Here is a 23627-nt window from a genome sequence, read left to right as displayed (position 1 = left end):
GTCGGCGGGTCGCGCCGCCGTGGTGCCCGGGCGCCGGGCCGGGTGTAAGGCTGGGCGTAATCCGCGAGCATAGCGGTGCGCGCTGTCGGGAACCTCACGTATCCCCGCCTCGGGGGCAGCGCCTAGAATTGAGTTACTAGACAGTAATTTAGGCAGAATCCAGGGAGTGAGAACCGTGGCGGGATCCGCTGAATTCGACCTGTACCGGCCGGCGGAGGAGCACGACATGCTCCGCGACTCGGTGCGCTCGCTCGCCGAGGCGAAGATCGCCCCGTTCGCCGCGGAGGTGGACGAGGAGGGCCGCTTCCCGCAGGAGGCCCTGGACGCGCTGACCGCCAACGACCTGCACGCCGTCCACGTCCCCGAGGCCTACGGCGGCGCCGGTGCGGACGCGCTCGCGACCTGCATCGTCATCGAGGAGGTCGCCCGCGTCTGCTGTTCCTCCTCGCTCATTCCCGCCGTGAACAAGCTGGGCTCCCTGCCGGTGGTGCTCTCCGGCTCCGAGGAGCTGAAGAGCAAGTACCTCGGACCGCTCGCCAAGGGCGCCGGGATGTTCTCCTACTGCCTCTCCGAGCCGGACGCCGGATCGGACGCCGCGGGCATGAAGACCAGGGCCGTGCGCGACGGCGACGACTGGGTGCTCAACGGCGTCAAGCGCTGGATCACCAACGCGGGCGTATCGGAGTACTACACGGTGATGGCCGTCACCGACCCGGAGAAGCGCTCCAAGGGCATCTCCGCCTTCGTGGTGGAGAAGGGTGACGAGGGCGTCTCCTTCGGCGCCCCGGAGAAGAAGCTCGGCATCAAGGGCTCCCCGACCCGCGAGGTCTACTTCGACAACGTGCGCATCCCCGGCGACCGCATCATCGGCGAGGAGGGCACCGGCTTCGGCACCGCGATGAAGACCCTGGACCACACCCGCATCACCATCGCCGCCCAGGCGCTCGGCGTCGCCCAGGGCGCCCTGGACTACGCGAAGGGGTACGTGCAGGAGCGCAAGCAGTTCGGCAAACCGATCGGCGACTTCCAGGGCGTGCAGTTCATGCTGGCCGACATGGCGATGAAGGTCGAGGCCGCGCGTCAGCTGACGTACGCGGCGGCGGCCAAGTCCGAGCGGGTCGGCGGCGGCGGTCCGCACGAGGACCTGACCTTCTTCGGCGCTGCGGCCAAGTGCTACGCCTCGGACGCGGCCATGGAGGTCACCACCGACGCCGTGCAGCTCCTCGGCGGCTACGGCTACACCCGCGACTACCCGGTCGAGCGCATGATGCGCGACGCCAAGATCACGCAGATCTACGAGGGCACCAACCAGGTCCAGCGCATCGTCATGGCGCGCAACCTGCCGTAACCCCGGCACTGCCCCGCGCACGGCGCACGGAACGGCTCCCGGCCACGCACCGGGGGCCGTTCGGCGTTTCCGGGACGTACGCCCGGGCGATCGGCGATCGATTGCGTCGCCCCCGGGAGCCCCGAGCGTCGAGGCGGGTGCGGTGCGCGACTACCCGCGGGAAGTGCGGGGCACGCGTGACGTGCCGGGAATGAGCCGCAGGAGGCGAGCGGCGCGCGCGGCACGGGCAGCGGGGAGCCGGGAGCGCGGGAGTGTGCATCCGGCATCCATGCGGTGACACTCGTCATCGGGTCGCCGCGCTCGCCCCGCGGCGCGAATCCTTCACATGAGCCTGGGTAGAGCGTCGTTCGCGGGCGACCGTCCCACGCATTGACATGCGCACGACTGGACTCGCTCGCCGCATTCCTCGGGAGGACCATTCCATGAAACGCACTACCCGCACCCTCGTCCCCGCACTGGCGACGGCCGCGCTTCTGCTGCCGCTCGCTCCGGCCGCGAGCGCCGCCCAGGCGCCCGTGGAGGCGCCGACCACCTCGGCGCAGGGGCAGGTCGAGACCAAGGCGGAAGCAGCGGCGATCTCCCGCGCGACCGTCATCAACCGCGCCAAGAAGTGGCTCACCGCCAACGGCGGCAAGCAGGTCCCCTACAGCCAGAGCAAGACCTGGGGCGGCTACCGCACCGACTGCTCCGGCTACGTCGGCATGGCGCTGAAGTACGGCAAGCCCGGCACCAACACCGTGGGCCTGGCGACCAGTTCGTACACCTCGAAGATCAAGATGGCCAACCTCAAGAAGGGCGACCTGGTCATCGACCCCGTGGGCAGCAACACCAGCCGCCACGTGGTGATCTTCCACAAGTGGGTCAACTCCAACAAGACGTCCTACTGGGCGTACGAGCAGCGCGGTGGCCACGGCACCGACTACCGCAAGCTCAGCTACGGCCTGAAGGCCGACCAGTACGACGCCTACCGCCCCAAGAAGTACTGAGACGAAGGCAGTTGACGCGCCGACCGGCTGCGGTCCGAGCGACCGCAGCCGGTCGGCGCGGTACGGGGCGTGGGCGCCCCTCGGACGGCCCCGGCCCGCATCACGGAAACGTCACAAGCCGCCGCTAAGCGCCCGGCCACCGCGTGCGTACGGCGACCATCGGGTCATGGGTATCCGTCGCGCCTCCCTCGCCGGCCTGCTCGCCGCGGGCCTCGTTCTGACCGCCTCCGCCTGCGACGCCGCCGACAACGAACGTGCCGACAACGGGAGTTCGGCCGGCAGCGACAGCAGCCCCGACGCCGGCGACAAGGGTTCGGACGACTCGGCGGACGCCGCGCTCCCGAAACTGGTCGGTCGCGGCCTGGACTCCGCCCGCGAGCTCGCCGCCGACGCCGGATTCCGCACGTTGAAGACCCACGACGCGCTGGGGCGCGACCGGGCACAGGCGTTCACCCGCAACTGGCAGGTCTGCTTCCAGTCGCCCTCGCCCGGCACCCATCCGACCGGCACCGAAGTCGACCTGGGCGCCGTGAAGTTGGACGAGGAGTGCCCCGAGCAGGATCAGCGCCCGGAGAAGGCCGGCGCCAACATGCCGGACTTCTCCGGGAAGTCCCTGCGGGCCGCCCGTGGCGCACTGGACGAGACGTCCGGCATCACCACCGAGGACGCGACGGGCGAGAAGCGGCTGATCGTACTGGAGTCCAACTGGCGTGTGTGCAGCCAGAAACCGGCCGCCGGCGAGCCGCTGGAAGGGCGTCCGGTCTCCTTCACCGCCGTGAAGTTCGGCGAGACCTGCCCCTGACCCACGACGGCCGGGCGGCGGGGCGCGGTCGGTCGGTGACAGCGCCACCGGCCGTCCCGCGACGGGCAGAGGCCGGGCGGATCTACGTGAGCCCGGGCCCGAGCCGGCCCGCGGATCCGCTCCCTACAGCTCGCCGAAGGGGCCGGCGTAGCGGAACCGCCCCTGCGGGGCCGGGCCGTTGGCGCTCAGCGCGCGGGTCTGGAAGTACGCGCCCCACTCGGCCTCGGGAGCGGTGACGCCGTCCGCGGTGCTCACGCGAAAGCCGAACCGCCCGTAGAAGGCCGGCTCGCCGAGCAGCGCGACCAGCGTCTCGCCCCGCGCCTCGGCCGCCGCCACCACCGCGTGCACCAGGGCGCTGCCCACTCCCCCGCGCTGGTGCTCGGGCGCCACGCCCAACGGCCCGAGGCCGAGGGCCGGCACGCCGTCGACGTCCGCGCGGGTGCACACGACGTGCCCGATCGGTCGGTCCTCGGCGTCCACCGCGACCAGGGAGAGTTCGGGGATCCAGCCTTCGCAATCCCGCAGGGCGTCCAGCAGCGGCACCTCGACGGGCACTTCGCGGTTCTCGTTGCCACCGATGGTGGCGAACGCGGCGGCCGTCAGGGCTCGTACCTCGGGGAGGTCGGTGGGCGCTTCGCGTCGCAGGAGCATCCGCGCAGTCTCGCACGGCGCGTGCGCCCGGCCCCGGGGCCTCGCACGCTGCTCCGGGTCGCGCACCGCTGCTCGGGGCGGCTGTCAGAGGCCGCGCCTAGCATGACGAACATGCAGCCGACCGGTGCGTGGACGCCGGTGCGGTTGCGAAGTGGATCAGTTCGAGCGCATCAGTCCACGAGGGCGGACGGGGTGAGGGATGTCGGAGATCGACCGGAGCTTTCGGGTGCGGAACGTCGGCAGCGGATTGCTGCTGGAGGTGTACGGGGGCCGCACCGCCGCAGGCGTTCGGGTGCAGCAGGGCAGCCCGCCCGGCAGCGGGGATCTGGCCGGCCAGCTGTGGCGGATCACACCGGTGTACGAGGGCAGCGCGCTGCGCCACGTGGTGAGCGTGGCGAGCGGCAAGCGGCTGGACGTGACCGGAGCCTCGCTGGAGCCGGGCGCACCGATCCAGCAGTGGAGGGCCAACAACTTCGGCGCCCAGGAGTGGCTGCTGGAGGAGCACGTGGCGAAGCCGGGCACGTACTCCCTTGTCAGCTACCTCAGCGGCCTGCTGCTGGAGATACCGGGCTCCTCGAAGGAGGAAGGTGCTCCCGCCCTCCAGGGCGAGGACATCGACTCCCCCTTCCAGTGGTGGACCCTCGAAGCCGTCTGAGCCAGGCCCGCTCGGCCCGGAACCCGGGCGGGCCTGGCCACGCACGGGCACGAGCACGGACGCGGCCGGGCCCCTTGCTCAGCGGTCGAGTTGGTCGATCGTGGCGATGGACGGCTCCCGCCGGGACTGCACCTCGCGGGCGGCCGACTCCGCGTCGCGCAGGACCCGTACGGCGTTGTGCCAGGTGAGCTTGGCCAGATCGGCCGGGGACCACTTGCGGGCGAGCAGTTCGGCGACGAGGTTCGGATAGCCGGCCACGCTGTCGAGTCCGTCGGGCAGGAAGGCGGTGCCGTCGAAGTCGCCGCCGAGGCCGAGGTGGTCGATTCCGGCGACCTCGCGCATGTGGTCCAGATGGTCGGCGACGGTGGCCGCGTTCGCGCGGGGGCGGGGGTTGGCCTCCTCGAAGGCCCGCTGCACCCGCATGCCCTCCTCGGTGCCGTCGAGATGGTGGAGCCCGTTGGCGCGCATGTTCTCGTCGGCGCTGCGCGTCCACTCCACCGCCGCGGGGAGGATGAACTTCGGCACGAAGGTCGCCATCGCCACGCCCCCGTTGGCCGGGAGCTGGGCGAGCACGTCGTCGGGGATGTTGCGCGGGTGGTCGCAGACTGCTCGGGAGGAGGAGTGCGAGAAGATCACCGGCGCCTCGGTGACCCGGAGCGCGTCGTGCATGGTGGCGGGTGCGACGTGTGAGAGGTCGACGAGCATGCCGCAGCGGTTCATCTCGCGCACGACCTCCTCGCCGAAGGCGGTCAGGCCGTCGTGCCGGGGGTCGTCGGTGGCCGAATCCGCCCAGTCGATGGTGTCGTTGTGGGTGAGCGTCATGTAGCGGACACCCAGCCGGTGCAGCGCGCGGAGCGTGGCGAGGGAGTTGTTGATGGAGTGGCCGCCCTCGGCGCCCATCAGGGAGGCGATCCGGCCGCGTGCCCGTACGTCCTCCATCTCCTGTGCGGAGAAGGCGAGTTCGAGGTCGGCGGGGTAGCGGGCGGCCAGCCGGCGCACGACGTCGATCTGCTCCAGGCAGGAGCTGACGGCGGCGTCCCCGGTCAGATCGGTGCGCACGTACACCGACCAGAACTGCGCGCCGACGCCGCCCTGACGCAGCCGCGGGATGTCGGTGTGGAGATGGGCGGACTGGTCGGTGGCGACGTCCCGCCTGTCGAGGTCGTAGCGGACCTGCTCGCGCAGCGCCCACGGCAGATCGTTGTGCCCGTCGACGACCGGGTGCTCGGCGAGCAACTCCCTCGCGGTCGCCAGGTGTTCGCTTCTGTCTGCCACTGCGCCTCCGCACACGCGCCGGGCGTGGTCGCTGGTGCCCACGCCGCCGTACGTCCTGGTTGTCCGCGCCATCATGCCAAGTCCCCGGCCCGGCCGTACGGGCGTACGGGAGTTGACGACCGGCGCGCGGAGTGCGCGGCGGTGGCGTACGGACAGAGCGGCGCGCGGAAAACCCCGACACCACCACGACACCACCCCGACACCGTGACGTTTCCGTGATGTGAACGCCCTGCTACGTGTGAGTAATCTAACGGTGGCGGAGGCACTGGCCTGCTTCCGGCCTCACGGGATGCGCGCTCCCTGCTCCCGCTGACCCCCACCCGGCAGCGCACACAACGCTGCCCAGGCACACAGGAGTTCAGATGCGCCTGCGTCATGTCCTGCCCGGCCTCGCGACCGTGATCGGTGCGGCCCTCCTCGTCCCCGTCACCTCGACCACCGCGAACGCCGCCGAGCCCGACCCGGTGGTCTTCGTGCACGGATTCAGCGGCAAGGGCGACCAGTTCTCGGCGATGACCGACAACTTCCGCGCCAACGGCTACGCGGACGACCGTCTCCACGTCTTCGGCTACAACTCGTTCCGCTCCAACGGCACGACCGCGCAGAACCTCTCGGGCTTCATCTCCGACGTGCTGGACAGTACCGGCGCCGCGAAGGTCGACATCGTCACCCACTCCATGGGCGGTCTCTCCTCGCGCCACTACATCAAGGAGCTCGGCGGCGCCGACCGCGTGGACGACTGGGTCTCGATCGGCGGACCGAACCACGGCACCGCGGTGGCCGGCTTCTGCGATCTCCTCATCACCTCCTGCCAGGAGATGAAGGCGGGTTCGGACTTCCTGAACAAGCTCAACGCGGGCGACCCCACCCCCGGCGGCGTCAACTACACGACCTTCCGCTCGCCCTGCGATCTGATCATCAACCCGATCTCCAGCACGGTCCTCGACGGCGCCGACAACCGCGAGACCTCCTGCCTGGGCCACATCGGGATGATCTCCAACGGCGGCGTCATCGACGCAGTGCGCGACGTGGTCCGCTGACCTCTGAGCCGCTGTCCCCCGGCCCACCGCCCGCGCCCGGCACGGCGGGCCGCACGGTCGAAACGAACGGGCCCTGCCCCCGAACCACTCGGGAGGCAGGGCCCGCTGCGCGGCTTCGCCGGGATCGGGGCCCGGCCCGTGCTCAGCCGCCGAAGCCGAAGCCCGCCTGGCCCGCGGCGACCTTGTTCCGCAGCCGCTTGCCCTTCTCGGTCGCCTGCTCGTTCAACTCGTCCTGGAACTGCCGCATGCGCTCCCGCAGTCCGGCGTCCTCGGTGCCCAGGATGCGCGCGGCGAGAAGTCCCGCGTTGCGCGCGCCGCCGACCGACACCGTGGCGACAGGGACGCCGGCCGGCATCTGGACGATCGACAGCAGCGAGTCCATTCCGTCCAGGTGCTTCAGCGGCACCGGTACACCGATCACCGGCAGCGGCGTCACCGAGGCGAGCATGCCCGGCAGATGGGCCGCGCCCCCGGCGCCGGCGATGACCACTCTGATTCCGTGCTCGGCGGCCTGCTCGCCGTAGGCGATCATCTCGCGCGGCATCCGGTGCGCGGAGACGACATCGACCTCGTGCGGGATCTCGAACTCGTCGAGCGCCTTGGCGGCGGCTTCCATCACGGGCCAGTCGGAGTCGGAACCCATGACGATGCCGACCAGTGGTGCGGGGCTCATTCGGTGATCGTCCCTCGGAGATAGTCGGCGGCGTGCCGGGCGCGGGCGCGTACGTCCGCGAGGTCCTCGCCGCAGGTGTTGACGTGCCCGACCTTGCGACCGGGTTTGACGTCCTTGCCGTACATGTGGATCTTCAGCTGCGGGTCGCGGGCCATGCAGTGCAGGTACGCGCTGTACATGTCCGGGTAGTCGCCGCCGAGGACGTTGGCCATGACCGTCCAGCGGGCGCGGGGACGCGGGTCGCCGAGCGGCAGGTCGAGCACAGCCCGCAGATGGTTGGCGAACTGCGAGGTGACCGCGCCGTCCTGGGTCCAGTGGCCGGAGTTGTGCGGACGCATCGCCAGCTCGTTGACCAGGACACGGCCGTCCCGGGTCTCGAACAGCTCCACCGCGAGGTGGCCGACCACGCCCAGCTCCTCGGCGATGCGCAGCGCGAGCTCCTGCGCCGCCACGGCGCGTTCGGCGGGCAGCTCGGGCGCGGGCGCGATCACGGTGTCGCAGACGCCGTCCACCTGCACGGACTCCACGACCGGATAGGCGACCGCCTGGCCGTGCGGGGACCGTACGACGTTCGCCGCCAGCTCCCGTACGAAGTCGACCTTCTCCTCGGCCAGCACCGGCACCCCTGCGCGGAAGGGGTCGGCGGCCTCCGACTCGGAGCGCACCACCCACACGCCCTTGCCGTCGTAGCCGCCGCGCACGGTCTTGAGCACGACGGGGAAGCCCTCGCCCTCGGCCGCGAACGCGGAGACGTCGGCCGGATCGGCGACCGGCCGATGGCGCGGGCAGGGCACGCCGAGCGCGTGCAGACGCTGCCGCATCTCCCCCTTGTCCTGGGCGAACCGCAGCGCGTCCGGGCCGGGCCGGACCGCGATCCCGTCCTCCAGAAGGGCACGCAGATGGTCGCCCGGGACGTGCTCGTGATCGAAGGTGATCACGTCGCAACCGCGGGCGAACTCACGCAGCGTGTTCAGGTCGCGGTAGTCGCCGACGACGACGTCACCGACGACCTGAGCGGCCGACTCCACCGGGGTATCACTGAGAAGCCTGAATCTGATGCCGAGGGGGATGCCCGCCTCGTGGGTCATACGGGCGAGCTGACCGCCACCGACCATGCCGACTACCGGGTACGTCACTGTCCCAGAGTACGGGTCGCCCGGTCGTGGTTAGCATGAGGGAGCGGACTGCGGTGGGATTCGGAGAAGACCCGGGGGAGCCCCCGTACGACCGGCACGACCCGAGGACCGACCGCACCACCCAACCGAACGGGGCGAAGAACATCACTATGGGTGAAAAGCGCACGCTGAGCTCCAGGCTGCGGCAGCTCGCCGGCGAGCTGGGCAAATTCGGCACCGTGGGAGCTTTCGGCTTTCTGGTGAACGTCGTCGTCTTCAACCTGTGTCTGCGCACCTTCGAGTTGGCGTCCGTGCGCTCCGGTGTCATCGCCACCTTCGCCGCGATCTGCTGCAACTACGTCGGCCACCGCTACTGGACCTACCAGGACAGCGACAAGAGCCGGGTGCGCCGGGAAGTCACGCTCTTCATGGTCTTCAGCGGCTTCGGGATGGCCATCGAGAACGGCGTCCTCGCACTGTCCCACTACGGCTTCGGCTTCACCTCGCCGCTGGCGGACAACATCGCCAAGAACGTGATCGGCCTCGGTCTCGCCTCGATCTTCCGCTTCTGGTCCTTCCGCACCTGGGTCTTCCGCACCGACCCCGACTCCTCAGCCGGCCGGCTCCTCGGCCTCTCCGCTGAGGAAAAGCGCGAAAACCGGCGGATGCTGCTGAAGTAGCTCCAGCCGCCCGCCGTCCGCCTCCGCCAGGTCCCTGGCGACCGCGAGGCCGAGGCCGGTGGAGTTCCGACCGGAGACGGTGCGTTCGAAGACCCGGGACCCCAGCTCCGGCGCGACGCCCGGCCCCTCGTCGGACACCTCGACGACGACCTGGTTGCCGGCGATGCGGGTGCGCAGCGCCACCGTGCCGTCCCCGTGCATCAGTGCGTTCTCCATCAGGGTCGCCAGCACCGTGGCGACGGCGCCGGGCGTGCCGACGGCCTGCAGCCCCGGTCTGCCGGAGTGCACCACCGCCCGGCCCGAGCTGCGGTAGGCGGCCCGCCACTCCTCCACCTGCTGGAGCACGACCTCGTCCAGATCGAAGGTGATCGCGGAGTCCGAGCGGCGGTCCCGCGAATTGGTGAGCAGCCGCTCCACCACGTCCGTCAACCGCTCCACCTGGGCGAGCGCGACGGTCGCCTCCTCCTTGACCGTCTCCGGCTCGCTGTCGGCAGTCTCGATGATCTCCTCCAGCCGCATCGACAGCGCGGTCAGCGGCGTACGGAGCTGGTGGGAGGCGTCCGCGGCCAGCCGGCGCTCGGCGGTGAGCATCCGGCCGATGCGCTCCGCGCTGGCGGCCAGCACATCGGCGACGCGGTCGAGCTCGGGGACGCCGTAGCGCCGGTGCCGGGGGCGGGGGTCGCCCGAACCGAGACGCTCTGCGGTCTCGGCGAGATCGGTGAGCGGCGCGGAGACCTTCCGCGCCTGGCCGACCGCCAGCAGCACCGCGATCGCCACCGTGATCAGACCTACCGCCAGCACGATGACCAGGATGCGGCCGACCTCGTCCGTCACCACACTCCTTGACTGCTGGACGGTGACCCGCTCACCGTGCGAACCGGTCTCGGCGGCCTCGATCACGCCGTCGTCCGGCTTGTCCCCAAGAGCGAAGGCACCCTGGCCGGGGAGCTGGATGCTCACATAGCGGTCGGAGGGCACGGCGCTGCGCATCGCCTCCGCGGTGACGCTCTCGCCCGCGGCGATCCGCGCCTCGACGACCGCGACTATCCGCCCGGCGTCCGACTGCGCGCTCTCGTGGGCGTTGCGCTCGATGGCCTGCGTCTCGACGACGACGAGCGAGACGCTGAAGACGGTGATCACGAAGAGCACCACGGCGAGCGTGGAGTTGATCAGTCGGCGGCGCATGGCGGCTGGGTCTCGATTCGGGTCGGTCCCGGGCGGGGCTGCTCCGCTGCCCGGACGTCAGCTCTTCTCGAAGCGGAAACCCACTCCGCGGACGGTGGCGATGTAGCGCGGGTTGGCGGCGTCGTCCCCGAGCTTCTTGCGGAGCCAGGAGATGTGCATGTCCAGGGTCTTGGTCGAGGACCACCAGGTGGTGTCCCAGACCTCCCGCATCAGCTGATCTCTGGTCACGACCCGGCCGGCGTCTCGCACCAGCACCCGCAGCAGGTCGAACTCCTTGGCGGTGAGCTGGAGTTCCTCCTCGCCCATCCAGGCCCGATGGCTGTCCACGTCGATCCGCACCCCGTGCGTCGCCGGCGGCACCACGGGCTCGACCGTGCCGCGCCGCAGCAGGGCTCGGACCCGGGCCAGCAGCTCGGCGAGCCGGAAGGGCTTGGTGACGTAGTCGTCCGCGCCGGCGTCCAGCCCCACGACGGTGTCGACCTCGTCGGCCCGGGCGGTGAGCACCAGCACGGGGAATCCGCAGCCGCCGTTGCGCAGCCGGCGGCACACCTCCAGACCGTCCATCCCCGGCAGTCCGAGGTCCAGCACCACGAGATCGACCTCGCCGCGCAGGCCCGCGTCCAGCGCTCCGGGCCCGTCCTCCCTGACCTCGACGTCGTACCCCTCGCGCCGCAGCGCACGAGCCAGGGGTTCCGAGATGGAGGCGTCATCCTCAGCGAGCAGTACTCGGGTCATGCGCCCGATGGTAGACCTCACGCGGTCGGTCGGGGACAGCGTGTGCGCGGAGCTGTGGACAACCGGACACCTTCCGACGAATCACACGCCAGGTCGCTTCTTTGCCTCCGATTGACCTGCATTACCAACTTCTTTACCTGTGATCTACGGCGCATTCACTTCTCGAACCGTGGTCGGGGTGCCGTAGGGTGAGGGCGCTTCATGGGGATTGCACCTATTGGTGAACGGCGCCCCAGGTAGCCGTTCCCGGGGACGTCGACCCCGCCGCCCGGGACCCAGCGTGATCAGCTGCGTACGGGCCGGCGGCCGGCGACCCGTGCGCACCGTCCGGGCGCTCCCCACACTCCCGGTGTGCGTCCCGCACAAGCAAGGAACCCCATGGCGTCCATCCAGTCGAAGGACCCCGTCCCCTCGGGCGAGAAGACCTTCTTCGGCCACCCCCGCGGTATGGCCACCCTCTTCATGACGGAGATGTGGGAGCGCTTTTCCTGGTACGGAATGCGCGCCCTGCTCGTCCTCTACCTGTACTCGGCCGTCTCCGACGGCGGTCTCGGCATCGACCACACCACCGCGGTCGCGATCTACGGCGTCTACAACGCCGTGGTGTACATGGTCGCGATGCCCGGCGGCTGGGTCGCCGACCGGCTCTGGGGCGCGCGCAAGGCGGTCCTGGTCGGCGGTGTCGTCATCGCGGCCGGCCACTTCACCCTGGCGATCCCCCACAGCGCCGTCTTCTTCCTGGGCCTGGGCCTGATCGCCATCGGCACGGGCCTGCTGAAGCCCAACATCTCCGCACTCGTCGGCGATCTCTACCAGGACCAGCCGAGCGCCCGCCGGGACGCCGGCTTCACCCTCTTCTACATGGCCATCAACATCGGTGGCCTGCTCGCTCCGCTGACGGTCGGCTACCTCGGCGAACACGTCGACTGGCACCTGGGCTTCGGCCTCGCCGGCGTCGGCATGTCGCTGGCAGTCGTGCAGTACGTCCTCGGCGGCAAGCACCTCGGCGACGCCGGTCTGAAGCCGACCAACCCGGCCTCCCACGCGGAGAAGCGCAGCGCGCTCAACCGCGTGCTGCTGTGGACCGGTGTCGCGGCCGGCGCGCTGCTGATCGACGTGCTCCTCGGCACGTACGACATCGAGCACATCGTGAACGCCCTGGCCGTACTGGGCGTGGTCGTGCCGATCGGCTACTTCGTGGTGATCTTCCGCAGCCCCAAGCTGACGGCCGAGGGGCGCCCGAAGATCGTGGCGTTCGTCTGGTTCTTCATGACGGCAGTGCTGTTCTGGATGATCTTCGACCAGTCCGGTTCGCTGCTGAACATCTTCGCCGACGAGAAGACGAACCGTCTGATCGGCGGCTGGGAGTTCCCGGCATCCTGGCTCCAGTCCGCGAACCCGGCCTGGGTGATCATCCTCGCGCCGATCTTCGCCTCGCTCTGGGTCAAGCTCGCGCAGCGCAACCGCGAGCCCAGCACCCCGGTGAAGTTCGGACTGGCAATGCTGCTGATCGGCGGCTCGTTCGCACTGATGGGCCTGGCGGGCGCGGCTGCCGCGGCCAGCGACACCGGCAAGGTCACCGTCTTCTGGCTGCTGGCCGTCTACGGCGTCCAGACGATGGGCGAGATGTGCCTGTCGCCGGTCGGCCTGTCGCTGTCGACGAAGCTCGCCCCGAAGGAGTTCATCAGCCAGATCATGGGCCTGTGGTTCCTCGCGGTGGCCACCGGCAACGCACTCAACGGCTGGGCGACCAGGCTCAACGAGCCGCTCGGCGACTCGCTGTACTACACGCTGTGGGCGGTGGTCGCCGGACTGACGGGTGTCGCCTTCATTTTCGGCGCCCGCAAGCTGCGCTCGCTGACCGGCGAGGTGCACTGACCCGGCCCGCCGGGCGGACGACAGAACACAGGGGCGGCGCCGCCCGGTGGGGACCACCGGCCGGCGCCGCCCCCTCGTCGTGGCGGTGGCGGTGGGCGGTGGCGTGGGGCGGACGTGGTGGCGAGGTCGTGGATGCGGGCCGTAGTCGCGGACGTGACGGTGGACGTGACTCGCGGACGTGGACGTGGCCGTAGTCGAGGACGTGGTGATGGTCGCGGACGTGGGCGGGACCGGAGACGCCGCTGTCGTACGCCCCGCCCCACTCCCGCCTCTGCGCTCGCATCGGTCCGGGCGCCCTCCCGCCCGCACACGCGCCGCGGCTCCCGCGGCCTGCTGCGCACCCGCGCGCACGCCCCTCCGCACGCCCCTCCGCGCGCCGCGCGGCGGAGCCACCCGGATGGCGCGTCCCGCACGCGCCGGGGCCGGCGCGGGCGCGACGATGTGGCGGTGCGCCGCGTAACGGGCTGGCTGGCTCTCTGTACGGTCGCGTTGGTGCCGGGCGGCAGCGCGATCCACTCCGCCGCGCCGCCGGCGGCCTCGTTCCCGGTCCCCGTCGCCGGCGCTCCGTACGCGCGCACCGCGGGCGAGACCGACGTCACCGACCACGAGTACGGCAGCCGTCGCGACCAGCGGGTCACCGTCTACGAGAACCGCGGCAGGGCCGCGCCCCGGCCCGCCGTCATACTGCTGCACGGCGGCTACTGGTCGTACCGCGGAACCTGGAGCAGCCTGCCGTACGACCTGGCCGACGACGGCTTCGTGGTCCTCGACGCGGGTTACAGACTGAGCCCCAACGGCCGTTGGCCCGCCCAGATCGACGACGCCCGCCGCGTGTTGGACTGGACGATCGAGAACGCCGACCGGCTCGGCGTGGATCCCGACCGAATCGTCGCCCTCGGCTCCTCGGCCGGCGGCCACGTCGCCACCGTCCTCGGCGCCCATCCGGCCGCGCGCGGGAAACTGCGCGGTGTCATCGCGCTTTCGCCCGTCGTCTCGCCCTACCGGGCCTGGGTCAACGGCGGGCGCAAGGGCGCCAGTCCGCGACAGCGGCGGCTGCGGGGCGCGGCGGAGGAACTGGTCGGCTGCCGACCGGTGCGGTCGGACCCGGACTGCCGCGAGCGCTGGCGCAGCGCCGGCGTCGGACGGTACGCCTCGAAGGAGGCCGCGCCGATGCTGCTGCTGCACTCCTCGGACGACTACGTACCGGCCGCGAACACCCGCGCGGTCACCGACCGGATGCCGTCCGCGACGGTGCGGGTGGTGCCGGGCAGCGGACACGGCCGCGGGCTGCTGGCGCCCGAGGTCAGCGCCGAGATGGTGCGCTGGGCGAAGGACCGGGTGCGCTGACCCCGCCCTCGCCGGAATCCCCGGCACCGGAAACCCCGGCCCCGGCTGACGCATCGGGAGACTCGTCAGAATCGGACCCGGGCACGGCGGACTCGGGCTCGGACCCGGCGACGGACCCGGCAGCGGACTCGGGCGTTCCCGCGCCCTCGGCCGGGCCGTGCGCCGCCGGGAGGTCCGGGGAGAGCCAGGGCAGCCGCGGGCCCCTCCTTCTGCGCGGCTTCGGCTCACGCGGCCGGTCCACGTCGTCGGCCGGCTCGGCGTACGTCTCCATCCGGTCGCGGAGGCGGCCCACCGCGGTACCCGGCCGCGAGGTGTGGACGCTCGCACGCCAGCCGCCCCTCGGCCGCAGCCTGCGGCGCAACAGCTGGGCCACCCGCCACAGTCCCCATGCGCCCGCCACCATCAGCAGGAGGCCGAGCAGATGCAGCCCCCACGGCCGGCCGACCTGCCACGACTGCTCGGCCAGCACGGTCTGCGCGTACCGCACGCCGACCCGGTGGTCGCCGTAAGCGGCGGCGCCCAGCTCGACGTCGAGTGTCACGGTCTTCTGCTCACCGGGCTCCAGGGTGCCGTTCCAGCGTCGGTCGACCCAGTCGTGGGCGTACACGTCCTGTGCGGTGCCCACCTCGAAGACCGGGTTGCGCGCCGGGGCGGTTCCCTGGTTGGCGACGGTCAGCACCAGCCGGCGTTCGGGCGGGACGCCGAACCAGTTGAGCACTCCCTCGGAGCCCTCCAGTTTCGCGTCGAGCACCGCGAGGCGTTCGGTGCCGGAGCGGCCGTCCTCGGGAAGCGGCTCGACCGGGTGGCCGGTGACCGCGAACGCCGTCTCCGCCCAGGCGTGTTCGCCGGTGACGGCGACCGCCTTGACGACGCACGGGCACGCTTGGGGCGGCGCCACCACCGGCAGGGTGCGGCTGAAGGCGCCGCGGGCGTCGGTGGTCGCCGCCCTGCTGTCGCTGTTGGCGCACGCCTCGGTGCCGACGAGTCCGTTCTGCCCGCACAGCAGCAGGGTGACTGCGGTGTCCGGCTGCCAGTCCGTACCGCTGACCCGCACGGTGCCGCCCTCGGCGACCGCCTTCGCCTCCGTCGTGATCGACGGCTCGCCCTCGGAGGCCGATTCCGCCGACGGACGGTGCGGCGCTGCGGAAGAGGCGGCGTACGCGGTTCCCGCGCTGCCGACCAGGACTGCGGCGACCAGCACCAGCGCTGCCGGCAGCCGCACCATGACGCCTCGTGTCACGTCTTCGCTCCCTTTCGAGCCCGGTTGCTCACCAGCTCCTCCGTCGCCGCGTCGCCCTCGAACTGCGGCTCCGACGCGGGCTGTTCGCCGTGCCCGTCCGCTCGCCGCCCGCGACGCACCCACCACACGCCGCCGGCCGCGCCCACCAGTACCAGCGCGCCGAGGCCGATCGGCAGCCAGGGCACGGTGGACTCGCCGGTCTCGGCGGTGGCCTGCGCGCCGCCGCCCGCGGTGACCGTCAGAGTGAGACTGACCTGCTCGAACGCCGGTGTGCCGGGCCAGGGTTCGCTGCGGGTGATCCGCTCCCCCGGCGCCAGCCCGACGTCGAGCGCCTTCGGGCCGCGCTCCACGACCGTGCCGCGCCAGCCGTCGGCCTTGAGCGCGAGCTTCGGCGAGAGGACCGTGTTGCCGCGGTTGACGAGGGTGTAACGCACCCGCTCGCCGTCGATCGTCACGTCCTGGAGGGCGAGCGCCGGGAGAGTACGGCCGGTCACCCGCAGCCGCAGCGGTACGTCGACCGCTCCGCCGGGGCCGGCGACCCGTACAGCGCCCGGGTGGTCGCCCGGAGGGGCGTTGCCGGGGACCGTCACGCTGAAGGGGATCTCCGCACGGGTGCGCGCGGGCACTCGAATCCGGTCCTCGGCGAAGCCGACCCACTCCTTGGCGTCGCTCTCGCCGAAGCCCTCGGCCTCGGCCCCGCTCAGCCGGTAGGTGCGGGGCTGCTGCGCGCTGTTGGTGAGGACGAGGGTGTCGTTGAGCACCGCGCCCGGCGCACCCTCCAGATAGACCAGCGGCCGGTCGCCGTCCGCCCGGCCGGAGCTGAGGGGTCGTGCGGTCCAGTCGTCGCCGGGTCCGGCGGCGGGTGCCACGGCGAGCGCCGTGGAGCCGGCCGTACCCGTCGTCCAACAGAGCACAGCGGCCAGTGCGATGAGGAGGAGGCGACGCGGCATGAGCGGAAGGCTAACCCGGCGAACGGCGGGTACGACCCGTGAGACCGGGCACATTCCGGCCTCGGCCGCGGCACGGAAGGTGAAATGTCAGACAGGTGCGGGGAGTTCGGCCCAGACGGTCTTGCCCGAGCCGCCCGGGTCGGGCTCGACGCCCCACTCGCGGCACAGCCGCTGCACGATGAACATGCCGTGCCCGCCCGGCCGTCCGGCCTGGTGCGGGGTGCGCGGCGAGGGCTTGCCCCCGCCGTCGTCGGTCACCTCGACGCGGAGCGTTCTGGCGCCGCGCCCTATCCGCAGCTCCTGGGGGCCTCCGGCGTGCAGGCAGGCGTTGGTCACCAGCTCCGAGACGACCAGCAGGGCGTCCTCCACGGCCTCGCGCCGGTCGGCGCTCGCGGCCGGCATCCAGCCCCAGTCCTCCAGCGCCTCCCTGGTGAAGTCGCGGGAGCGCTGCACGGTGCCGCTGGCCCCGACGAGCTTCAGACGGCGCACCTGACGCAGTTCGCGCACCTCACGCACCTCACGCAACGACGCCTCGATCGATGTCACGACCTCCTCGGCTTCGGGGCCGCAATCGCCCGCCGGGGACTGCCGGGTGGTGCTCATCCGTGCTTCACCTCGCCGGTCTCACCGAGTCGTCTTGCTCGCGCATGCACATCGTTTCGTATCGCCACTTCCGCGCGCTTCACACCGATTGGATTCGGCCCCGACCGGTAGGGGCGGGTTGGGAAGCGTGTGCGGCTGACGGGCTCGGGGGTCTCCTGCCCTGCTCGGAGCGGAGAACACCCCCCAGTTCAAACCCGCTCGTGTGACGCGCACAACGTCCGGATTACGAGCCGCTGGGCTGCTCAGGAGCGGAGAGAGCCTCGTCCACGGCGTCGAACACGGAGAAGACGGCGCCGGCGCCGGTGATCTCGAACAGGCGGGCCACGAGCGGCGACATGTCGGCGAGAGCGACGCTGCCGCCGGCGGCCTGGGCCTGGAGCCGGGCGCCCAGCAGAACATTGAGACCGGTGGAGTCGCAGAAGTCCAGGCCGGAGCAGTCCACCACCAGGAGCTTGCGCCCCTCCGCCACACAGCGCTCCAGTGACGCGCGCAACAAATCCGCGGTGTGGTGATCGAGCTCACCCCGCGGTGCGATCACCACGCTGGTCCCGTGGTCGTGCACGTCGACCGTCAGTCGACCCCGGTGGCTGGTGCTGCCGGGTATCCCGCGGTCCATGTACACCTCTTCTGATCGCACGCGGCCACTTCTCGTCCCCCGATGATCGGGGTCGAAACCTCTCAAACACTACGCCTTGACGTCCGAGCCGGGTACCGGAACAACCGCGACAATCAACGCGATACGGACATAACCCACTTGCCATGTCTGTGCAAATGCGGGTAGGCCTATTGGGGACAACCAACGACGTCGGCTTTGGAGGCGCCGCACCCCGCAGTGCACGTCACGGCTTCGGCAGCCATATGCCGAGAATCATGGAGGACAGCATGTCACCCCAGCTCGACGAGTCGCGCACCACTGGTGCCACTCATGAGGCCGACCGACACGGCGCCCATGAGAACGCACGGACCGCACCGTCGGCAACCCCGTCCGAGGAGAACCGGCCGGAGATGGAGGGCGAAGCGCTCGACGAGCTTTACGAGCAGCTCGCCGACATCCCGCCGTTCGACGAGGTCGGGCCGGTGGATGCACGGGCCCTTTCGAAGACCCTGTTCGAGCGCATGGAGACGCTGGAGGAGGGCACCCACGAGTACGCCTACGTACGCAACACTCTGGTCGAGCTGAACCTCGCCCTGGTGAAGTTCGCAGCCTCCCGCTTCCGCTCCCGCAGCGAGCCGATGGAGGACATCGTCCAGGTCGGCACCATCGGCCTGATCAAGGCGATCGACCGCTTCGAGCACGACCGCGGCGTCGAGTTCCCCACCTTCGCGATGCCCACCATCGTGGGCGAGATCAAGCGCTTCTTCCGGGACACCTCCTGGTCGGTCCGCGTACCGCGGCGACTCCAGGAGCTCCGCCTGGACCTCGCGAAGGCCGGCGACGAGCTGGCGCAGAAGCTCGACCGGTCCCCCACCGTGGGCGAGCTGGCCGAACGACTCGGTCTCAGCCGCGAGGAGGTCGTCGAGGGCATGGCCGCGAGCAACGCGTACACCGCGAGCTCGCTGGACGCCCAGCCCGAGGAGGACGACTCGGAAGGCGCCCTCGCGGACCGGATCGGCTACGAGGACCACGGGCTGGAGGGCATCGAGTACGTCGAGTCGCTGAAGCCGCTCATCGCCGAACTCGCCCCGCGCGACCGCAAGATCCTCTCGCTGCGGTTCGTCGCGAACATGACGCAGTCGGAGATCGGCGAGGAGCTGGGCATCTCGCAGATGCACGTCTCCCGACTGCTCTCCCGCACCCTCGGCAAGCTCCGCGCGGGGCTGATGACCGAGAACTGAGCCGGTTGCCCGCACCTCCGCGGGATCGACCGACGCCGTACCGCCGCCGGGCCGCCCCACTTCGAGCGTGGGGCGGCCCGGCGGCGGTACGAGGTACACCTTCGTCCGGACGGACGGCCTGTCGACTTGCGGTATGCGGTCACATAAACACGACAATTGGCCGGTAATCGTCCGTGCACAGCCAGGGAGGCAGCTCGTGGCCCGTCGTTCTCCGATGACGCACTCCGTCCGCGCCGCACGCACCGCGGTCGCACTCGCTGCCGCGGCACTCCTCGCGGGCACCGCGTTCACACCGGCACAGCCGGCCCCGACCCTCCCCGACACCCCGCGCGCAGCCGCGCCGGCGCCGGACGGCACCGCGTCCGAGCGGGCGGCGGCACCCGACCGACCGGCGGCGCCCGGACTGACGGCCCCCGACGAACTGCGCGTCGAGGCCACCGGCCCGACCACGGCCCGCCTCAGCTGGCAGCCCCCGTCCGACCACGACGGGGTGAACGGCTACGTGGTCTTCCAGCAGGGAACGAGCACGCCGATCGCGGAGGTCGAGGCCGACACCCTCAGCGCCGACGTCGGCAGTCTGGAACCGGGAATCAGCTACACGTTCACCGTGCACTCGGTCGACGACGAGGGGCGGGTCTCCCCCGTACCCCGCCGGGTCGAGCTGGTCATGCCCCCGCGCCCCGAGGTCGAACTGCCGGACACCGACGCACACCGGCCCACCCCAGGATCCGACCGGGACTGACGGGGCGGCTCGGGCCCGACCGCGACCGGCGGAGCCGGGCCGGGGCCGGGCCGGGGCCGAAACACCGCCCGACCGCCCGAGTCGCAGGGTCGGGCCGGGGCCGGGCGGGGCCGGCGGGACCTGCCGGCGCCGCCGACCGGGGGCGGGACTGCTCGCCCGTACGCCGACGGGCGGCCCGACTGCGTACGGTCCAGACCCGGCCGAGGGGGCGCAGCCGCGGCGCACCGGCCGTCCGGACGGGCTGCGGAGACCGGCCCCGGACGGGCACCGCTGGGCGGTGCCGCTCAGCCGTCCGCCCGCGCCGGGCGGGCCCCGCCGGCCGGTGGCACCTCGAAGGCCCCGGCAGCCGCGGCGAGGACAGCGGTCCGTGCGGCGCGGGCGGGGAGGCCCGGATCGCCGGCACCGCCGAGCAGCACCAGTTGGTGGTAGAGCGGCGCAGTGGCCGACAGCAGCAGGTTCCGCGCATCGACGGGCCGCGCCAACTCCCCGCGTTGCACGGCGCGTTCGACCACGGCCTCGCTGCGGTCGTAGCGCCCCTCCCAGAGCCGCCGCTGTGCCTCGGCGGCCCTCTCCGAGCGGAACGAAGCCGCGATCAGGGCACCCACCACGGACGGCTGCGCGGTCAGCGCGTCGTGCACCTCCTGGTTCAGCGCCACGAGGTCGCCCTCCAACGAGCCCGTGTCGGGCGGCTGCCAGTCGTCGCCGCTCGCCGCGTCGTACACATCGGTCAGCAGGCCGCCGACGTCCCGCCAGCGGCGGTGCACGGTCGTGCGGTGGACTCCGGCGCGTGCGGCGACGGCCTCCACGGTGAGCCCGTCGTAACCGTGCTCACCGAGCTCTGCGAGCACCGCGTCGAGAACCAGCCTCCTGGTGCGGGCAGTTCGGCCGCCGGGGCGCCGGCGGGGGGAGGTCGACGCCGGTCGCGACAGCTCGGCGCCGGGCGACCCAGCGGGATCGGTCGGCACGGCGGGATCGGTCGGCACGGCGGGATCGGTCGGCTCGGTGGGCACGGGCCCGGGTGGAGTGATGGCGTACTCCGTTGCAACGGCGGTGACGGTGTGGCAGCATCTTAATGCATCAGTTGTCGCACTAAGGGAGCCCCAGATGCTCGTCCCAAGCGTTCGCCCGGCCACGCGGCCCTGTGGAGCCGCCTCGTTCACGAATGCTTCGGAGACCTCTCGTGCCCACACAGATCACCGCCCGCGCGGTGAGCAGATCCTTTCGCGGAAGGGTCGTTCTTGACTCGGTGACCTGCTCGGTCGCCGCCGGCGAACGCATCGGGATCGTCGGCGAGAACGGCTCGGGGAAATCCACCCTGCTGCGGCTTTTCGCCGGTGAGGACCGCCCCGACGAGGGCGAGGTCGTCGTCAGCGCCGAGGGCGGGGTCGGCCACCTCGCCCAGGAGGAGCGGCTGGATCCGCACGCCACCGTCCAGTCGGTCGTCGACCGCGCCCTCGGCGAACTGCGGCTGATCGAACGGCGGTTGCGCGACCTGGAAGCCGCGATGTCGGACGCCGACGAGACGGCGATGGCCGAGTACGGCGATCTGCTCACCGGCTTCGAGCTGCGCGGCGGCTACGACGCCGACGCACGGGTCGAACGCGCACTGCACGGCCTCGGGCTCGGCCTGGTGGCCCGCGACCGCACCGCGGGAAGCCTCTCCGGCGGCGAACGCGTCCGGCTGCGGCTGGCGGCGCTGCTGGCGGCCTCACCCGAGGTGCTGCTGCTCGACGAGCCCACCAACCACCTCGACGACAGCGCCGTGAACTGGCTGGAGGACCATCTGCGCACCCGGCGCGGAACCACGGTCACGGTCTCGCACGACCGGACCTTCCTGGAACGTGTCGCCACCGGCCTGCTGGAGGTCGACCCGGACCGCCGCCGGATCGTGCGCCACGGCAACGGCTACGCCGGCTACCTCGCCGAGCATGCGGCGGCCCGGCGGCGCTGGTCCCAGGCGCACGAGCAGTGGCAGGCCGATGTCGCGGGACTCCGCGAGACCGCCGCGACCACGGCCCGTCGGGTGGCCCCGGGCCGTGCGATGAAGGACGGCAACAAGATGGCGTACGACCGGGCCGGCGGCCGGGTGCAGCAGTCGCTGGCCGGCAGGGTGCGCAACGCGGAGGAACGGCTGCGCAGGCTGCTCGCCGATCCCGTGCCGGCTCCTCCGCAGCCACTGCGCTTCGCGCCCGTGCTGCGGGCCGCAGAGCTGTCGGGCAACGTACTGGGCGCCACCGACATCGCCGTGCCGAACCGGCTCGACCCGCTGCACCTCGGAGTGGAGGCAGGCGGGCGGCTGCTCATCACCGGCCCCAACGGAGCGGGCAAGAGCACGCTGCTGCAGGTGCTCGCGGGCCGGCTGCGGCCCGCGAGCGGCACCGTCGTGCGCCGCGGACGGCTGGGCCACCTCCCGCAGGACCCAGTGCCCGGGAGGCCGCACGAGACAGTGCTGGCCGCATACGCGCGGGGGCTGCCGGGCGACGCCGCCGACCACGCCGAAGAGCTCCTGGAGCTCGGGCTGTTCGAGCGCGAGCTGCTGGCGGTGCCGGTCGGACGGCTGTCGACCGGCCAGTTGCAGCGGCTCGCCCTGGCCAGGCTGGTCAGCCGCCCGTCGGACGTGCTGCTGCTGGACGAACCGACCAACCACCTGTCTCCCGTGCTGATGGAAGAGGTGGAGGCCGCGCTCGCCCGGTACCCCGGTGCCGTGGTGGTCGCCAGCCACGACCGGCGGCTGCGGGAGCGCTGGCAGGGCGACCGACTGCGGATTCCCGCCCGTGCGGCGGCCGTTCCCCCGGACTCCGCCGAGGTCCGACCACAACCCGTCTGACCACCACCGACGCGTCCCGATCGGCCATGTGCTCGACCGGCGCGTGGCCGACCGGCAACCGGGCCGACCACGGGCCACACTGGAGTCCTCGACCGGACGGGCCGCCGCGCGCTGTGCCACACACGGACCGAGCCCGCGCTCGACCGTCAGCGCAACCCCTCGAGCGCGCTCCACCCACCACGCGCTCACCGCCGCACGCTCTGCCCACCTGCGTCCACCGCGCGCGGGGCCGCCGGACGCCGCGTCCACCCGATGCCGCGTCCGGCGAGCGGCGCGCCCGACCGAGCCGCGTCCGCCCAACGGCGTTCGCCGCACACCTTGTTCACCACTCGCCCGACCGCCGGTCGGGCGCACCTCCGGAGAGGAACAACCGTGTCACCGCTTGCCCCCGCCGACCCGACCGTGCTGCACCCGATCCCCGACCACCCGCGGGTCGTTCTGCTGAAGCCGCTGGTCACCTCGCCCCTCATCGAGGTCGGGGAGTTCTCCTACTACGACGACTCCGGGGACCCCACCGCCTTCGAACGACACAACGTGCTCTACCACTACGGGCCGGAGAAGCTCGTCATCGGAAAATTCTGCGCTCTGGGCGAGGGCGTGCGGTTCCTGATGAACGGTGCCAACCACCGCCTCGACGGCCCCTCCGCCTACCCCTTCCCGATCATGGGCGCTTCGTGGGGCGACCACTTCGACCTCCTGACCGGGCTCGAGGGCCGCGGGGACACGGTCGTGGGCCACGACGTGTGGCTCGGCTACCGGGCGATGGTGATGCCCGGCGTACGGATCGGCCACGGGGCGATCGTCGCCGCGGGCTCCGTCGTGGTGCAGGACGTCCCCGACTACGGCGTCGTCGGCGGCAACCCCGCCCGCCTTCTTCGGCACCGCCACAGCGAGAGCGATATCCGCCGACTGCTCGAACTGGCTTGGTGGGACTGGCCGTTGGAGCATCTGACCGCCCATGTGCGCACCGTGATGGCGGGCAGCATCGAGGAGTTGGAAGCCGTGGCACCGCCTCGGGAGGAGTGACCTCCCGGGGGAGGCAGCAGCGCGGGCGAGAGC

At 71.8% G+C, this 23627-nt stretch carries 23 protein-coding genes; 12 read left to right on the top strand and 11 right to left on the bottom strand.

Features of this window, described 5'->3' with window-relative positions; all coding sequences use genetic code 11:
- Window positions 1-175: 175 nt before the first annotated feature.
- From JGS22_RS13590 to JGS22_RS13580, 3 genes are all read left to right on the top strand, one after another.
- Window positions 176-1348, top strand: coding sequence for an acyl-CoA dehydrogenase (locus tag JGS22_RS13590; RefSeq protein WP_211040975.1), 1173 nt, complete (start codon window positions 176-178; stop codon window positions 1346-1348).
- A gap of 422 nt (window positions 1349-1770) precedes the next feature.
- Window positions 1771-2334 carry an NlpC/P60 family protein gene (locus JGS22_RS13585; RefSeq protein ID WP_211040976.1) on the top strand — a complete coding sequence of 188 codons (564 nt, stop codon included), beginning with the start codon at window positions 1771-1773 and terminating at the stop codon, window positions 2332-2334.
- Between the two features lie 166 nt (window positions 2335-2500).
- Window positions 2501-3136 carry a PASTA domain-containing protein gene (locus tag JGS22_RS13580; RefSeq protein WP_236073144.1) on the top strand — a complete coding sequence of 212 codons (636 nt, stop codon included), beginning with the start codon at window positions 2501-2503 and terminating at the stop codon, window positions 3134-3136.
- 123 nt (window positions 3137-3259) lie between these two features.
- Here the strand turns inward: JGS22_RS13580 and JGS22_RS13575 are convergent, their stop codons facing one another.
- Window positions 3260-3787: a GNAT family N-acetyltransferase gene (locus JGS22_RS13575; RefSeq protein WP_211040977.1), complete on the bottom strand. Its 528-nt coding sequence runs from the start codon at window positions 3785-3787 to the stop codon at window positions 3260-3262.
- Window positions 3788-3986: 199 nt separating this feature from the next.
- Here JGS22_RS13575 and JGS22_RS13570 point away from each other — a divergent pair, with 199 nt between their 5' ends.
- Window positions 3987-4442, top strand: a complete 456-nt coding sequence (locus JGS22_RS13570) for an RICIN domain-containing protein (RefSeq protein ID WP_211040978.1) — start codon at window positions 3987-3989, stop codon at window positions 4440-4442.
- A gap of 78 nt (window positions 4443-4520) precedes the next feature.
- Here JGS22_RS13570 and JGS22_RS13565 read toward each other — a convergent pair whose 3' ends face one another.
- Window positions 4521-5717 carry a dipeptidase gene (locus tag JGS22_RS13565; RefSeq protein WP_308405654.1) on the bottom strand — a complete coding sequence of 399 codons (1197 nt, stop codon included), beginning with the start codon at window positions 5715-5717 and terminating at the stop codon, window positions 4521-4523.
- 362 nt (window positions 5718-6079) lie between these two features.
- Here JGS22_RS13565 and JGS22_RS13560 point away from each other — a divergent pair, with 362 nt between their 5' ends.
- Window positions 6080-6757 carry an esterase/lipase family protein gene (locus JGS22_RS13560; protein ID WP_211040979.1) on the top strand — a complete coding sequence of 226 codons (678 nt, stop codon included), beginning with the start codon at window positions 6080-6082 and terminating at the stop codon, window positions 6755-6757.
- 142 nt (window positions 6758-6899) lie between these two features.
- Here JGS22_RS13560 and purE read toward each other — a convergent pair whose 3' ends face one another.
- Both purE and JGS22_RS13550 read right to left on the bottom strand, forming a co-directional pair.
- Window positions 6900-7430, bottom strand: a complete 531-nt coding sequence (purE, locus tag JGS22_RS13555) for a 5-(carboxyamino)imidazole ribonucleotide mutase (protein ID WP_211040980.1) — start codon at window positions 7428-7430, stop codon at window positions 6900-6902.
- Window positions 7427-8566: a 5-(carboxyamino)imidazole ribonucleotide synthase gene (locus JGS22_RS13550; protein ID WP_211040981.1), complete on the bottom strand. Its 1140-nt coding sequence runs from the start codon at window positions 8564-8566 to the stop codon at window positions 7427-7429. Before JGS22_RS13550 ends, purE begins: the two co-directional genes overlap by 4 nt.
- Before the next feature lie 149 nt (window positions 8567-8715).
- On the opposite strand from JGS22_RS13550, the gene JGS22_RS13545 reads away from it, so the two are divergent.
- The gene (locus tag JGS22_RS13545; protein WP_211040982.1) at window positions 8716-9225 is read left to right on the top strand and encodes a GtrA family protein; all 510 of its coding nucleotides are present in this window, start codon (window positions 8716-8718) and stop codon (window positions 9223-9225) included.
- Here JGS22_RS13545 and JGS22_RS13540 read toward each other — a convergent pair.
- Together JGS22_RS13540 and JGS22_RS13535 are read right to left on the bottom strand one after the other, a co-directional pair.
- Window positions 9157-10410 (bottom strand): sensor histidine kinase, encoded by a 1254-nt coding sequence (locus JGS22_RS13540; protein ID WP_211040983.1) that lies wholly within the window; start codon window positions 10408-10410, stop codon window positions 9157-9159. The genes JGS22_RS13545 and JGS22_RS13540 overlap by 69 nt on opposite strands.
- Window positions 10411-10467: 57 nt before the next feature.
- The gene (locus JGS22_RS13535; RefSeq protein ID WP_211040984.1) at window positions 10468-11145 is read right to left on the bottom strand and encodes a response regulator transcription factor; all 678 of its coding nucleotides are present in this window, start codon (window positions 11143-11145) and stop codon (window positions 10468-10470) included.
- Window positions 11146-11523: 378 nt separating this feature from the next.
- Here JGS22_RS13535 and JGS22_RS13530 point away from each other — a divergent pair, with 378 nt between their 5' ends.
- Window positions 11524-13023 (top strand): peptide MFS transporter, encoded by a 1500-nt coding sequence (locus JGS22_RS13530; RefSeq protein ID WP_211040985.1) that lies wholly within the window; start codon window positions 11524-11526, stop codon window positions 13021-13023.
- A 447-nt stretch (window positions 13024-13470) separates the two neighbouring features.
- Window positions 13471-14370 carry an alpha/beta hydrolase gene (locus JGS22_RS13525; protein WP_211040986.1) on the top strand — a complete coding sequence of 300 codons (900 nt, stop codon included), beginning with the start codon at window positions 13471-13473 and terminating at the stop codon, window positions 14368-14370.
- Here the strand turns inward: JGS22_RS13525 and JGS22_RS13520 are convergent.
- The 4 genes from JGS22_RS13520 to JGS22_RS13505 all read right to left on the bottom strand — a co-directional run bounded on the left by JGS22_RS13520 (window position 14327) and on the right by JGS22_RS13505 (window position 17779).
- Window positions 14327-15610, bottom strand: coding sequence for a hypothetical protein (locus tag JGS22_RS13520; RefSeq protein ID WP_211040987.1), 1284 nt, complete (start codon window positions 15608-15610; stop codon window positions 14327-14329). The genes JGS22_RS13525 and JGS22_RS13520 overlap by 44 nt on opposite strands.
- Window positions 15607-16560 (bottom strand): COG1470 family protein, encoded by a 954-nt coding sequence (locus JGS22_RS13515; RefSeq protein ID WP_211040988.1) that lies wholly within the window; start codon window positions 16558-16560, stop codon window positions 15607-15609. The genes JGS22_RS13520 and JGS22_RS13515 overlap by 4 nt, the downstream gene beginning before the upstream one ends.
- Before the next feature lie 87 nt (window positions 16561-16647).
- Window positions 16648-17163 (bottom strand): ATP-binding protein, encoded by a 516-nt coding sequence (locus JGS22_RS13510; protein WP_211040989.1) that lies wholly within the window; start codon window positions 17161-17163, stop codon window positions 16648-16650.
- A 223-nt stretch (window positions 17164-17386) separates the two neighbouring features.
- On the bottom strand, window positions 17387-17779 hold the full coding sequence (locus JGS22_RS13505) for an STAS domain-containing protein (RefSeq protein WP_211040995.1): 393 nt from the start codon (window positions 17777-17779) through the stop codon (window positions 17387-17389).
- 389 nt (window positions 17780-18168) lie between these two features.
- Between JGS22_RS13505 and JGS22_RS13500 the strand changes: the two genes are divergently transcribed.
- Window positions 18169-18999, top strand: coding sequence for an RNA polymerase sigma factor SigF (locus JGS22_RS13500; protein ID WP_372454310.1), 831 nt, complete (start codon window positions 18169-18171; stop codon window positions 18997-18999).
- Between the two features lie 196 nt (window positions 19000-19195).
- Window positions 19196-19741: a fibronectin type III domain-containing protein gene (locus JGS22_RS13495; RefSeq protein WP_211040991.1), complete on the top strand. Its 546-nt coding sequence runs from the start codon at window positions 19196-19198 to the stop codon at window positions 19739-19741.
- A gap of 284 nt (window positions 19742-20025) precedes the next feature.
- Here the strand turns inward: JGS22_RS13495 and JGS22_RS13490 are convergent, their stop codons facing one another.
- Window positions 20026-20751, bottom strand: coding sequence for a TetR/AcrR family transcriptional regulator (locus JGS22_RS13490; RefSeq protein WP_372454240.1), 726 nt, complete (start codon window positions 20749-20751; stop codon window positions 20026-20028).
- Between the two features lie 170 nt (window positions 20752-20921).
- On the opposite strand from JGS22_RS13490, the gene JGS22_RS13485 reads away from it, so the two are divergent.
- Window positions 20922-22568, top strand: a complete 1647-nt coding sequence (locus tag JGS22_RS13485; protein ID WP_308405652.1) for an ABC-F family ATP-binding cassette domain-containing protein — start codon at window positions 20922-20924, stop codon at window positions 22566-22568.
- A gap of 372 nt (window positions 22569-22940) precedes the next feature.
- Window positions 22941-23594, top strand: coding sequence for a CatB-related O-acetyltransferase (locus JGS22_RS13480; RefSeq protein ID WP_211043908.1), 654 nt, complete (start codon window positions 22941-22943; stop codon window positions 23592-23594).
- Window positions 23595-23627: the final 33 nt, after the last annotated feature.

Source organism: Streptomyces tardus, assembly GCF_018101125.2.
Classification (GTDB): domain Bacteria; phylum Actinomycetota; class Actinomycetes; order Streptomycetales; family Streptomycetaceae; genus Streptomyces; species Streptomyces tardus.
The sequence above is the reverse complement of the archived record's forward strand: the minus strand, read 5'-3'. Positions and strand labels throughout refer to the sequence as shown.

Coding starts and splice junctions, on each gene's coding strand:
- JGS22_RS13585 (WP_211040976.1), top strand. CDS start 1,771: ATGAAACGCACTACCCGCACCCTCGTCCCCGCACTGGCGACGGCCGCG.
- JGS22_RS13580 (WP_236073144.1), top strand. CDS start 2,501: ATGGGTATCCGTCGCGCCTCCCTCGCCGGCCTGCTCGCCGCGGGCCTC.
- JGS22_RS13575 (WP_211040977.1), bottom strand. CDS start 3,787: ATGCTCCTGCGACGCGAAGCGCCCACCGACCTCCCCGAGGTACGAGCC.
- JGS22_RS13570 (WP_211040978.1), top strand. CDS start 3,987: ATGTCGGAGATCGACCGGAGCTTTCGGGTGCGGAACGTCGGCAGCGGA.
- JGS22_RS13560 (WP_211040979.1), top strand. CDS start 6,080: ATGCGCCTGCGTCATGTCCTGCCCGGCCTCGCGACCGTGATCGGTGCG.
- purE (WP_211040980.1), bottom strand. CDS start 7,430: ATGAGCCCCGCACCACTGGTCGGCATCGTCATGGGTTCCGACTCCGAC.
- JGS22_RS13545 (WP_211040982.1), top strand. CDS start 8,716: ATGGGTGAAAAGCGCACGCTGAGCTCCAGGCTGCGGCAGCTCGCCGGC.
- JGS22_RS13540 (WP_211040983.1), bottom strand. CDS start 10,410: ATGCGCCGCCGACTGATCAACTCCACGCTCGCCGTGGTGCTCTTCGTG.
- JGS22_RS13535 (WP_211040984.1), bottom strand. CDS start 11,145: ATGACCCGAGTACTGCTCGCTGAGGATGACGCCTCCATCTCGGAACCC.
- JGS22_RS13530 (WP_211040985.1), top strand. CDS start 11,524: ATGGCGTCCATCCAGTCGAAGGACCCCGTCCCCTCGGGCGAGAAGACC.
- JGS22_RS13515 (WP_211040988.1), bottom strand. CDS start 16,560: ATGCCGCGTCGCCTCCTCCTCATCGCACTGGCCGCTGTGCTCTGTTGG.
- JGS22_RS13510 (WP_211040989.1), bottom strand. CDS start 17,163: ATGAGCACCACCCGGCAGTCCCCGGCGGGCGATTGCGGCCCCGAAGCC.
- JGS22_RS13505 (WP_211040995.1), bottom strand. CDS start 17,779: ATGGACCGCGGGATACCCGGCAGCACCAGCCACCGGGGTCGACTGACG.
- JGS22_RS13500 (WP_372454310.1), top strand. CDS start 18,169: ATGGAGGGCGAAGCGCTCGACGAGCTTTACGAGCAGCTCGCCGACATC.